The following is a 12,727-nucleotide window of genomic DNA, read 5'->3' on the forward strand; positions in this document are numbered from 1 at the left end:
ATTCTTTCCTCTTTCCCTCCCCCTCCCTTTCATACTACCTTCCGTCCATGAGTGATTTTGTAAAAGGGGTGGTTACCGCCACCAAAGGACGGCTCTTTGATGTGCGAACCGATGATCAGCGCGCGGTCTCATGCGAAATACGCCGCAAAGTCAAAGACGCATCGGATAACACCACACCCGTCGCGGTCGGCGATGATGTTCTCATGACACTCCTGCCCGATGGTTTCGGCGCAATCGAAGAAGTCCTTCCGCGGCGGTCATCGTTTTTCCGCCCAACTACAGGACTTCGCGAAATAAAGCAGGTTATCGCGGCCAATCTCGATCAATTGGCGATTGTCGTTTCGGTCTATTCTCCGCCGCTCAAGATCGGTCTTATCGAACGTTTTCTTATCGCCGCACAGATGGGGAATATGACGCCTATCATTGTTATCAACAAAATCGATTTGGAGCGACCGGATGACCTTGAACGTATAACCACCAGCTACCGGCAGATTGGATTTGCCGTGGTGTGGACATCGGTGAAGACTGGCGAGGGAGTATCAGAAATTCAATCACTACTGGCAGACCACCGGACATTGTTTGTTGGACATTCGGGCGTCGGGAAATCGACTTTGCTGAACGCGCTGATTCCGGGATTGGGCATTAAAACCAACGAAGTTTCTGATTTTTCCAATCGAGGCAAGCATACGACAACCACAATCGAGATGTATGAACTGCCACTTGGAGGTTTTATCGTGGACTCTCCGGGATTGAAAGTGATGGGACTGTGGGAAGTGGATAAAGAGGATTTACCGCATTACTATCCTGAATTCGTTCGATACGCCGCGGAGTGCAAATTCAGCACCTGCAGTCATACCCATGAGCCGAATTGTGCCGTTAAATCGGCTTTGGCTCGAGGGGATATCGCTCAATTCAGATATGACAACTATCTGTCAATTGCTGAATCACTCTGATCCGAGCCCAGTAAAATAAAGAATGACAGCTACTTACCGATATTGTTGAGTAGACTTTATGAGCACCCGTAAACACATTGAATTTCGCGTCGGCGTCGTAATGCTGGTCGCATTAGTGGTCCTTGGCGGTTCACTCTATTGGCTTCAGGGTTATAGGCTGGAGCGGAATGCCGAGCCGATAACGGTGGTCTATGACGATGTTGGATCGCTGGCAATCGGGGACAATGTGACTGTCTCCGGTGTTCGCAGGGGGAATGTTACCAATTTGACTTTGACCGATCACGGAGTCGAAGTCGAACTGATGATATTCAAGGATGTAGTGTTAAGAAAGGATGCGACCTTTACCATTAAAAGTCTTGGCGTCATGGGCGAGCGCTTTATCGCCATCTACCCTGGTAAAGAGACCGACTTGCTTGACAGAACTCAGTCGGTCCAAGGTGAGTATGAGAGCGGGCTACCTGAATTGATGGGTCTAATGGGAGATATGATAGTCGAGGTGCGTCAGATTGTCTTCACCCTCAAACGGACACTCGTCTCGGATTCCTCGCTTGAGAAATTTAACAACACAGTCAATAATTTCGAGCGGTTGTCCGGCTCGCTTGCAGATTTCATGGAGAATAACGATGCCAAGTTCGACCAGACTGTACAAGGGTTTTATGACGCCTCGCGGAATATCAATACTCTGTTGAAAAAGGGCGCTCTCATGATTGATTCATCGTCGATACGTATGGATCGCATAGGGATACAGATGGAGCGGTTTGTTTCGCAATTGGACACATTGTCGGTTTCGGCCAGAAAATTCGCCGATGCCCTTGATAATGGCGAAGGAACCGCGCATCTTCTATTACACGATCGTCGGCTATATGATGACCTTCGCGGAGTCACATCGAGCGTCGATGACCTCATTGCTGATATAAAAGCTAATCCGCGAAAGTACATTAATTTGAAAGTTGAGATTTTTTAAGCATGGCGATATTCAAACTGGCATTCGGGATACATAACCACCAACCGGTCGGAAATTTTGATTCAGTATTCGAGCAGGCGCACACCGATGCTTATGCACCATTTCTGAAACTGCTCAAAGGTTTTGACCAGGTCTCATTATCACTGCATCAATCCGGCATTTTGTGGGATTGGCAGAAAAAGCACCATCCTGAATATTTTGAATTGGTGTGCGACCTTATCCGGATAGGCCAGGTTGAACTCATGACCGGCGGTTTCTTCGAACCGGTTCTGACTTCGATTCCCGAGCGCGATGCGCTTGGGCAGATCGAAATGCTCACACAGTATCTGAAGGAAAACTTTGGAGTAAAGACGGAAGGCTTGTGGCTGACTGAACGTATATGGGAGCCTCACCTGCCGAAATTACTGTCAAAGTCGAATATCCGCTTTCTTCCTATCGATGACACGCATTTTATCTATGCCGGGCTTGATCCAAGACAACTCCGTGGGCCGTTTATCACAGAAGAAGCTGGCCACACAGTAACTTTGCTTCCGATACAAAAGAAGCTCAGATACCTGATTCCGTTTGGTACAGTTGAGGAGATCATCGAAGAACTCAAACGACAGGCAGGCGAAAATCCTGACGGGTTGGCAGTCTATGCCGATGACGGCGAAAAGTTTGGCGTCTGGCCGAACACACACAAGCACTGTTACACCGATGGCTGGCTCGAGAAATTTTTCGATGCAATGCACCGTAATTCTGACTGGTTGAAAATGGTACCGCTTTCTGAAGCCGCCGCAATGGAACCGGCCGGACGGGCGTATCTGCCTTCGGCTTCATACGAAGAGATGCTTCATTGGTCATTGCCAACAAACGCATTTCTCGAATACGGCGCCTTTGAGTATTGGCTCAAAGAAAATGGCCGCAAGGAACGCTTTGGGCGATTTGTCCGGGGCGGACACTGGCGCGGCTTTCTGGCCAAGTACGAAGAGTCAAATTTGATGCACAAATCAATGCTCGCGGTCTCGGACAAACTCGAACAGGTCGCGCAAGCAAATCCGAAGAAAGTCAAGACTCAGGCTTTCCAACAGGCGCGTGAAAAGCTCTATGCCTCGCAGTGCAACTGCCCCTACTGGCATGGCATCTTCGGGGGCTTATATCTACCGCATTTACGTAAGGCCAACTATTCAGCGATGATCGAAGCCAATGCCCTGCTCAGAAAAATGAATGGCGAGACCGGCCTGCAGATTCAGCAAGTAGACTATGATTGTGATGGTCATGACGAAATTTTAGCAGAAACAGAAGATTTTAGCGCAGTCATCAAGCCGAATCGCGGCGGGTCACTGATCCACCTTGCCCTCAACCGCCATGCTTTCAATCTGACTGACACGCTCACCCGGCGACGCGAGGGATATCACGCAAAACTTGATAAGGCCGATGAAACCCCAAGTGGAACTGACACAGCTTCGATCCATGACATAGTCCTCTCTAAAGAAGAGGGGCTTTCTAATTTCCTTGCCGAGGATTGGTATCAAAAGCGATGCTTTATCGACCATTTCTTTCACGGCGATGTGACCCTTGAAAAGTTCGGTTCGTCCCGTTTCGGCGAAGAAGGGGATTTTGTTAACGAGCCGTACACGGTTTCGGTTAATCAGGACTTAGGGCTGGTCTCGCTACAGCGCCATGGAAATCTTTGGAGATCTGCCGGGGTGACTCCAGTAAGCGTTTCAAAAAATTACTCGTTCAATCCTGATAGTGATGTCATAAAGGTTTCCTATGAATTATGCGCTCCACAATCCGAGGGGATAGACACCATTTTTGTGGTAGAAAATAATTTTACATTTCAAGCCGGCCATGCCGACGACCGATATATGCTCATCGACGGCAAGAGACCTGAAAATTCATTCCTGGATTCGATCGGACGCTACCGCGAATGTCAATCGGTAACCATGGCGGATGAATATCTGGGACTTGGCGCACGATTGGCTTCGGATGTGCCCGCTGAAATCTGGCATACCCCAATTTTCACAGTTTCACTCTCTGAAAGCGGATTTGAGAGAGTCTATCAGGGCACGACTATCCTTGCATTATATAGTCTGCGGCTCTCCCACCGGCCTATACGGTTTGAACTGAGCCTCCAAGCTGGTGACCTCAAGAAATTATTGTCAAATTCCATCAAACTCGAAGCGGTTGAAAGCCACTAAGGGGTAGTTTTCCGCCTGAAAACGGTATATGACAGGCCAGAAGCAGGATTGGTAATAATTACTTTGTCATTTTAGCGGCTTAAACGTATCATTTTGTAATGTTGCAGGAATTAGCCGGAATTATCCCCCGTTGCCGAAATGCGGTAGTCCTTACAGGAGCTGGGATCTCAGCCGAATCGGGCGTCCCCACATTTAGAGGCAGCCAAGGGCTGTGGGGAAAGTTCAAACCCGAAGAGCTTGCAACAATCGAGGCCTTTACTGCAAACCCAAAAATTGTCTGGGAATGGTACAACTGGCGGAGAGAACTTGTCGCCAGAATCACTCCAAATCCCGGCCATTACGCATTCGTCGCTCTGGCTGAACATTTTACTCGGTTCACATTGATAACACAAAACGTTGACGGCCTACATCAGTCAGCCGGATCTTCCGATGTGCTTGAACTGCATGGCAATATCAGCCGGAATAAATGTGTGCTCTGTCCCATACCAATCAATATAGATTACAGTGTTGACCCTTCGCATATTCCACAATGCAAATGCGGAGGGATGATACGCCCCGATGTTGTTTGGTTCGGAGAATTTCTGCCAGAGCATGTAGTTGAGAACGCCTTCGAAAAGGCTAGTCAATCAGACATCTTCTTCACTATTGGGACATCGGCGTTAGTCCACCCGGCAGCATCTCTCGCTTTGGTAGCAAAACAGCATGGGGCGATAATTGTAGAGATAAACCCTGAAGAGACGGCCATTTCGAAGCTTGCCGATTTTCGATTTGCTTCAAAATCGGGGGAACTATTGCCAGAGTTGGTAGCGTTGTTAGCTCAGGAACCCTCATGGACTTAGAAAAACATTCTGCCTTAGACCCCAATCCGGCCAAAGATCAACCTTGTGCAGTTTCTCGGTGCCCACACCATCGGCATCATGGAAGCAGGCAAATTGTTGTCATAGCCCTCATTTCACTTCTACTACTGCTCTTAGGCGGCTGTGGAGTCTATTTTAACACTTTTTTCAATGCAAAAAAGTCGTTCGGCTCCGCTGAGAAGTCGCGAAAGAAAAGTGTCGCGGGACTTTCTGGACAAAATGATTACAAAATCGCAATTGAAAAGTCCCTAAAAGTTATCGAGAACCATACTGGCTCAAAATACTATGATGACGCGCTGTATATTTTGGCAGCGTCATATTTTCATTCAAAGCAGTATGCCAAAGCGGAGCGGCGGTTCAGTGAGCTCATTGCCAATTACCCTGAGAATGATCGTATCCGCGAATCCGAACTTTATTTGGCCAAATCAAAGCTGGAACTCGGCGACATAGGCGATGCTATGGCGCTGTTTGGCGCTATCTTTGATTCAGAATCTGACAGAGACTACAAAGCCGAGGCCGCGATGGCCCTAAGCGAATATTATTTCGAAGAAAAGAACTTTGAGGATGCACAAAGCTATCTTCTTGCGGTCCGCGATTCATTGGGAAGCGAGGGACAGAAGCGGCTTGCCCAAAAAATGATTGCCGAAGGTTATATCAGTACCTATCGCTTCAACGATGGCCTGAAAGCATGCATTCAGCTTCTTGGAATGACTCCAGATAAAGATATGGAATATTTTGCGCTCTTTAATGCCGCAGAATGCGCCTACCGTCTCCAGCGTGTGAAAGACGGACAAGCGTATCTCTCCAAACTAATGGACAACCAGCTCTATTTTGATTCACTCAGCTATTTACAGTTGAAAGTTGCCGAGGGGTACGAAATCGAAGAAGACCTTGAACTGGCCGAGGCGACATATCAGACAGTAGTGGAGAAATCAGAGAACCCACTCGCTCTTGCCGAAGCATACTACCGCCTCGGTCTGACATATCAATACGACTATGACAAACTTACAGATGCAAAAGAGTATTACGATAAAGCAGTCAAGGCTCAAGCATCTTCGGAACCAGGCAGAGCGGCGCTCCAACATTCATCTGATATCGGAAAACTCGAACGATACTCCAAGGCAAGGACTTTGGATACAAGCGCTACTGAGGAAGCCATCAATGAAGTGGCACAGACGCAGTTTCTCCTGGCCGAGCTGTTTTGGTTTCAGCTAAACAAGCCGGATTCGGCAATGGCCGAACTTCGCTATCTCATTGATTCGTTCCCGACCTCGGAAAGCGCGCCGGCGGCGATGATAAGTCTCGCCCAAATGTACCGTGATCACACACTTGATACCACAAGCTCGGATTCTGTGCTCCGACTTATGCTTGCGACATACCCCCGGTCGGATGATGCCCCCTATGCCCTTGAGTTGCTCAACCTTCTCGGAAGTCCCGCCGACACGGGTTATGCATCGCATTATATTCTAAAAGCGGAGTATTTTATTGTAGACGATTTCAATCTGGATTCAGCCAGAGCGTATTATGGTCAGGTTATCGAGAGATTCCCTGACTCGAAACATGCGACTCAAGCTCGCTTTAATCTCATCTGGCTTACCGAGCAGTATGAACATCCAGGCGATTCTTCGCTCGTATTTGCCTATCAAGAATTTTTAGACTCGTTTCCACGGAGTCCCATGGCGCTTGATGTTCAACGCTGGATGGGAGGGTTGGGCCGTTCTGCTGGGCGAGATCGCCCGATAGCTGACCGCAACAATGATGACCGTCAATCGCCCGCTGATACACTGCGGACTGACGGCGTAGATCTGCCTCCGGAAGACAGCATTTTCACGGATAGGGATCGTGATGACGAAGTTCTTGATTATGGGGAACAGCAGTTTGTGAACATTTATATCAGCCCGGACAAGGACACAATTATCCTTCTCAATTCACAGCCTGTTAAGATTGACAAGGCTTTCGAATTTCCGGCTGATGCCTATAGTATTCAACAGGATGAGTTTAGACTTTATTTTCAGGTTCTACTTGATTTTACCGGAAAAGTTCTCAATCATATCCTCAAAGTGCCTACGATAAATGATGAACTCAACGACCGCGCTTCGATAACTGTGGCGTCAATGACATTTGACCCGGTAAAGGTCTCACAGCAGGTATTCAGTGTGAGCGTACCCAAGTCGAGTGACGATCTGGGGCATTGGTTTGTCTATGAGTACCGAGTAAAGAGGCCGGATTTTCTTAAATGAGTAAACTGACGTGCGAAAGCACGCCGCTGGTAAAAAGCCGAGACTTAAAGAATACCTACTATTCCTACACATTCGGGCCGTATCCCCGTATAGCGGATTGTCGGCCCGGTCAATTTATCCATTTACAACTGCCCACTCGCGATATCTACTTCCGTCGTCCGATGTCCATTGCATCTGTCGACCTCAAAAAGAAGGAAGTAGAGATTATCTTCAAGATTTTCGGGCATGGAACAAGTCTGCTGGCCACCCATCATGTCAATGAATCGGTCAACATACTCGGCCCGCTCGGCGTTCCTTTCACATTACCCAGGAAAAATGAGACAGCAATCATGATTGCCGGGGGAATCGGCTTTCCCCCGCTTCTCTTTTTGGCCAAAGATATGATAAAACGCGGCCACAATCCTAAATTGATCGAGTTCTTCTACGGCGGTCGAAGTTCCGCAGATATTGTCGAGCGGAGCCGGCTCCGAAAACTTGGAGTCAATTTTCATCCGGTCACTGATGATGGTTCATTCGGTGAGGAAGGATTTGTGACCGATTCGGTAGCCAGATTTTTGAGTCGACACAAGGGGACGCAGAATTATCGCATCTACGGCTGCGGTCCTGAAGCAATGCTGAAAGCCACAGATACCCTTGGACTTACTCACACAATTCCCGGCCAACTTTCTCTCGAAGCCCCGATGCCATGCGGATTCGGCGTCTGTCTCGGCTGTGTTGTGCCGCTTCGCGGTGGCGGCCATGCCCGGGTTTGTGTCGATGGCCCAGTCTTTGAGATTGGCCAGGTGCTTCTGTGACCCCTGACCTGCGCATTACCCTTGCCGGAGTCGAATTCACAAATCCAATCATGACTGCATCCGGTTGCTGCGGATACGGCGAAGAACTCGCTCGCGTATTCCCCCTGTCAAAGTTGGGCGCGCTGGTCACAAAAACAATCACGCCTCTTCCTCGCCTCGGTCATCCGACACCCCGCACGGCAGAAACCCCGAGCGGAATGCTCAATGCCATTGGTCTGGCCAATGTTGGTATCGATGCCTTCATCACCGACAAAATCCCCTTTTTACAGAAACAGAAAACGAAGACAATCGTCAATGTCGGCGGTGCGACAGTTCAGGAATACGTCGACCTTTGTGCGCGACTCAATGACTTTGAATCAGTCCACATGGTTGAACTGAATCTCGGCTGTCCGAATGTGAACGAGGGCGGCATGGAATTCGGCGCTGACCCAAAAATGACCGAAAGAACAGTCGCTGAGGTCAAAAAAGTTTTCCGACGGCCGGTCATTGCCAAACTCACACCGAATGTCACCAGTATCAGCCAGATCGCGCTTGCTGCCGAACAAGGCGGCGCGGATATTCTCTCCATTATCAATTCACTGGTTGGTACCTCCATTGATATTAATACCTGGAAGCCGAGACTAACCTTCAATCGAGGCGGGTTAACAGGCCCGGCGATTAAACCGATCGCGTTGGCGATGGTCGATGCCGTCTACCGCAAATGCAAGCTTCCCATTATCGGAATCGGCGGTATAACGAATGCCAATGATGTTATAGAGTTTCTCTTGTGCGGCGCAAGCGCGGTCCAGGTCGGTACTGCGCTTTTTGTCGAGCCGGACGGGCCAGTCACTATTCTCAGGGAGCTTACAGCCTATATGAAAAAACGAAAATTGGGGACTTTGAACGATCTTATCGGCAAAGTTGAAAAATATTAACGATAGTGCCAATAAATAAACAGGTGATAAATAATGAGCGTAGTTAAAGACCTTCAACGAATACAGCAAAAAAACAGATCGATGATCTGTCTTGGACTCGATTTGGATGCTAAACTCATGCCCGGAGATTACGGGGCATCGATTAAAGGGATGTTCGAGTTTGCCCACCGGATTATCGATGCCACAGCCGATCTTGTATGCGCCTATAAACCGAACCTTGCGTTTTTTGAACACCATGGTTCCGAAGGACTGTCATTGCTTCGCCTGATAGTCGAACGCATCCCTCCGGAAATCCCGGTTATTCTTGATGCTAAACGCGGAGATATCGGCAACACCGCCGCCCATTACGCTGAGTTTTTATTTAATTATCTCAAAGGACACTGGGTGACCATCAACCCATACATGGGCTATGATTCGATGCGCCCATTTTTGGAATACAAAGATAAAGGCGCATTCGTTCTTTGTCTGACCAGCAATCCAGGCTCGAATGACTTTCAGCAGTTGAATGTGGACGGCAAACCGCTCTATCAGGTTGTCGCCGAAAAAATGTCATACTGGAATAAAGACCAAAATTGCGGACTTGTGGTGGGTGCGACACACCCTGACCAGCTCCGCCAGATTCGAACTATCGCAGGCGATATGCCGCTCTTGATCCCGGGTGTTGGCGCCCAAGGCGGATCGCTCGAAGAGGCCGCCATACTCGGAACCGATGGTTTCCGCAAAACGGCCATCATCAATGTCAGCCGCTCGGTGCTGTATGCGTCGTCGGAAAATGATTTTGCGCAGAAGGCCCGCTCGGAACTGAGTATTCTCAATACGACAATTTATAAGCTTCGTCAGGGTCACCCGACTGATGTCGAAGAGTCCGCCGGCCAATCTGCTTCGGCGCCGACGTCGGAACCAAATCAAAATCAGTAATCTCTGTGTGAGACCACAGTGACGGAGCCAGAGAATCCTGTATTGATCTTCGTGCGGGGCGTCTCTGCCCCACACCTGAGCAGGATGAACTGAGATTGCCGTCCGCCGCGGCGGACCCGCCGTGGAGGGTCGTTCCGCTTGAGAAAGCGGGACTCCTCATAACGACGTAATGGGAATGTCTGCTTATATATCGGGTACCTCGCTCCGCCATCGGCTTGCGGTGTGATCTTCCCCTGTTCCGTCAGGTCTTGCCGACTTACATAGGCAGTGGTGCTGAGGCTTCCGAAGTCCGCCCGCGGCGGATGACCTGACGGTCTTTCCAAACAATGAGAAAGACCCGCCGGGCCGAAGCGGACACGCGCTCAAACATCGCCGCCTGCATTGACAATGCCTACCGTCCCAATTCAAAGGCTAATATCGAATAAATAAAATCATCATGGAATTCACCGTTGTAAAAATGGTGCGCGCGGAGCACGCCGTCGCGTTTGAAGCCGCATGACTCCAATAGCTGAACTGATGGAATATTTACAGATGCCGTCTGGGCGTGGACTTTGTGCAATCCAAGATTTCTGAATAGATACCGGCACAATACCAATATTGATTCTCGCGCGTATCCTTTTCTTCGCTGGTCAGGATCAACCAGATAGCCTATCTCAGCCGAGCGGTTCATCGGATTGTAATTGAAATATCGAATCCGCGCGATCGGTGTGTTATCCTTTTTGCGGATTGTAATATATGAGACAGTCTCCACTGTGCGCTCTTTCTTGCGGTATATCTCGGCGGCCTCAGATGCCGTCATCATAACAAACGGCTCACATGTTTGCAAATGCGGATCAGATTGTATCAGCCAGTGGTGAGTCTGGGCGATATCGTCAGGAGTTACAATTCGCAGATATATTTCATCGCCAACAAGCGATGGCAGCGTTGGGTAGACAGGTTCAGCCATACAAGACCAATCGCAATCAGGCGTATTTTTTTATTAACTGTGGAAGCATTTCATGGTAGAGGGCAATCGCGGCATGGATGGCATGCACGGCATCGATCCGTCCGCGGAAATTTTCAACCACTACTTCTTTATTCTCAAGAATCTTATAATCTTCAAAAAAACGCTGCAGCTCTTTTATGATATGACGCGGAAGCGCGGAAATGTCATCGTAGCCGTTGTAAGCCGGGTCATTGGCATGAACCGAGATGATTTTATCATCGCGCCCTTTTTCATCCCGCATCGACATCATTCCGACCGCTTTGCATTCGACAATGCACAGCGGCGCGATCTCTTCCTGGCACAGCACCAGAATATCAAGCGGGTCATTGTCATCGCAATACGTCTGCGGAATAAAACCGTAATTGGCCGGATAATGCACCGAGCTATAGAGAACGCGGTCGGTCATAAGCAGACCAGTCCGCTTGTCGAGTTCGTATTTGTTTTTGCTCCCTTTTGGGATTTCGACGATACCGAACACGCTTTCAGAGTCTTTTCTGCACGGTTCGACATCATGCCACGGATGCGCCATATCTTTCGCTCCTTACTAATTTGGCCAGAGTATACGGCATATCACCATTCATTGCAACGATTGAAGGGGAATTTACACCGGAAATCTCCCAAGATTAGCTGTTGTCTGGCTGGCAAGTACTTTTCTATATTTGATCTGTGGATACCAAGAGTTACGATGACTTCATGGAGCTCGCCTTGCGCGAAGCCGAGCTTGCCTTTGAAAAAGGGGAAGTCCCGATCGGGGCGGTGATTGTTTTTGAAAATAAAATTGTCGGGCGCGGACATAATCTCACCGAATCGCTCCATGACGCTACCGCCCATGCTGAAATTATCGCCCTCAGCGCGGCCTTTGAACATTTTGGCGATTGGCGGCTTGAGAATTGTGTAATGATTTCGACTATCGAGCCATGTGTTATGTGCGCAAGCGCGGCGGTGCTTTCGCGCATCAAAACAATTGTCTATGGCGCCAAAGATCCCAAATTCGGCGGCTGCGGGTCGATTCTCTCCATTCCGACTGAGCGAAAATTAAACCATCAGTGCGAAATAGTCTCGGGCGTTCGTGAGAGCGAATCGGCAGATATCATGAAACTGTTTTTCAGGCAGATTCGGGACAAAAGCGAAAGGGTTAATTGATGACAAACATTGAGGCGCGGACCACACTATCATGATTCCCGACACGCAGCTTGATTCGTATGACATCAACAAGATCATCGTCAAACCGCTCTATTTCGGGCTGGTCAACAATATTCTCCTGCCGATGGTCTTCCTCTTCATTTGTTATTATCTCAACACTAAAGGGACAGTGGAGAACAAAGTCGGCGATTCGGCCAATATGCTTTTTTATATCTTTGTCGCGCTTGCGCTAGCCGAAACCGGGGCTGCCCTCTGGTTAAGGGCTTCGCTTTTCAAAAAACCGATGGTGAAAAGTTTGGAAACTTTGGGAGATGACATCGGCGACGGTTTGCTGCGCGCGTTGCGTCCGGTCTTTCTGATTATTGCATCGATCTCAGTATACGGCCTTGTCTATTTCATGCTGACTGGACGCTTCAACGAAGCGGTGATGCTTGTCGTGTTTTCGTTTGTGGTCTTTCAGTTTGTCCGCCCGCGTTTTGGGATGGCCGATAAACTCATCGAACAGCAAACCGCCTTAGCCAAAAGCGGTCAGTTTCTGAAGGGCTGACAAATATAACCTTACCGATGTAATGTCACCCCAGCGCCTGCCCGCTGCGGCGGGAAAGCTGGGGTCCATCTTCTCTCCATTGAAAAGATCACACCGCAAGCAGTGTGGTACAAAATACTATAACAGACATCTCACAACTCGTCATTGCGGGCATAATAGCCAAAAAGTGTTGGTAAATTTCTGATATCTTCTTGTTATACTTGGTATTTCACCTAAGATGACTGAGTCC

General features: G+C 48.9%; 12 protein-coding genes. 10 read left to right on the plus strand and 2 right to left on the minus strand.

Annotated elements, in window-relative coordinates:
• From rsgA to pyrF, 8 genes are all read left to right on the plus strand, one after another.
• Nucleotides 1–953, plus strand: a 953-nt coding sequence (rsgA, locus tag SGI97_00845) for a ribosome small subunit-dependent GTPase A (protein MDZ4722451.1), incomplete at its 5' end; no start/stop codon positions are given.
• Nucleotides 954–1,011: 58 nt separating this feature from the next.
• Entirely contained in the window at nt 1,012–1,917 is a 906-nt protein-coding gene (locus SGI97_00850) for an MlaD family protein (protein ID MDZ4722452.1), read from the plus strand.
• Nucleotides 1,918–1,919: 2 nt separating this feature from the next.
• Nucleotides 1,920–4,100 carry an alpha-amylase/4-alpha-glucanotransferase domain-containing protein gene (locus SGI97_00855; GenBank protein ID MDZ4722453.1) on the plus strand — a complete coding sequence of 727 codons (2,181 nt, stop codon included), beginning with the start codon at nt 1,920–1,922 and terminating at the stop codon, nt 4,098–4,100.
• 98 nt (nt 4,101–4,198) lie between these two features.
• Entirely contained in the window at nt 4,199–4,939 is a 741-nt protein-coding gene (locus SGI97_00860) for an NAD-dependent deacylase (GenBank protein ID MDZ4722454.1), read from the plus strand.
• Nucleotides 4,930–7,197 carry a tetratricopeptide repeat protein gene (locus SGI97_00865; protein MDZ4722455.1) on the plus strand — a complete coding sequence of 756 codons (2,268 nt, stop codon included), beginning with the start codon at nt 4,930–4,932 and terminating at the stop codon, nt 7,195–7,197. Before SGI97_00860 ends, SGI97_00865 begins: the two co-directional genes overlap by 10 nt.
• On the plus strand, nt 7,194–7,991 hold the full coding sequence (locus tag SGI97_00870) for a dihydroorotate dehydrogenase electron transfer subunit (GenBank protein MDZ4722456.1): 798 nt from the start codon (nt 7,194–7,196) through the stop codon (nt 7,989–7,991). The genes SGI97_00865 and SGI97_00870 overlap by 4 nt, the downstream gene beginning before the upstream one ends.
• Entirely contained in the window at nt 7,988–8,905 is a 918-nt protein-coding gene (locus SGI97_00875) for a dihydroorotate dehydrogenase (protein ID MDZ4722457.1), read from the plus strand. Before SGI97_00870 ends, SGI97_00875 begins: the two co-directional genes overlap by 4 nt.
• A gap of 33 nt (nt 8,906–8,938) precedes the next feature.
• Nucleotides 8,939–9,823 carry an orotidine-5'-phosphate decarboxylase gene (pyrF, locus tag SGI97_00880; GenBank protein ID MDZ4722458.1) on the plus strand — a complete coding sequence of 295 codons (885 nt, stop codon included), beginning with the start codon at nt 8,939–8,941 and terminating at the stop codon, nt 9,821–9,823.
• A 391-nt stretch (nt 9,824–10,214) separates the two neighbouring features.
• Here the strand turns inward: pyrF and SGI97_00885 are convergent, their stop codons facing one another.
• Both SGI97_00885 and SGI97_00890 read right to left on the minus strand, forming a co-directional pair.
• The gene (locus SGI97_00885; protein MDZ4722459.1) at nt 10,215–10,769 is read right to left on the minus strand and encodes a GNAT family protein; all 555 of its coding nucleotides are present in this window, start codon (nt 10,767–10,769) and stop codon (nt 10,215–10,217) included.
• A 16-nt stretch (nt 10,770–10,785) separates the two neighbouring features.
• Nucleotides 10,786–11,337 (minus strand): inorganic diphosphatase, encoded by a 552-nt coding sequence (locus SGI97_00890; GenBank protein MDZ4722460.1) that lies wholly within the window; start codon nt 11,335–11,337, stop codon nt 10,786–10,788.
• A 137-nt stretch (nt 11,338–11,474) separates the two neighbouring features.
• Here SGI97_00890 and SGI97_00895 point away from each other — a divergent pair, with 137 nt between their 5' ends.
• Together SGI97_00895 and SGI97_00900 are read left to right on the plus strand one after the other, a co-directional pair.
• Nucleotides 11,475–11,951, plus strand: coding sequence for a nucleoside deaminase (locus SGI97_00895; GenBank protein ID MDZ4722461.1), 477 nt, complete (start codon nt 11,475–11,477; stop codon nt 11,949–11,951).
• A gap of 31 nt (nt 11,952–11,982) precedes the next feature.
• Complete coding sequence (locus SGI97_00900) at nt 11,983–12,498, plus strand: hypothetical protein (GenBank protein MDZ4722462.1); 516 nt, start codon at nt 11,983–11,985, stop codon at nt 12,496–12,498.
• Nucleotides 12,499–12,727: the final 229 nt, after the last annotated feature.

It is taken from the genome of Candidatus Zixiibacteriota bacterium (assembly GCA_034439475.1).
Taxonomy (GTDB): Bacteria; Zixibacteria; MSB-5A5; order GN15; family FEB-12; genus JAWXAN01.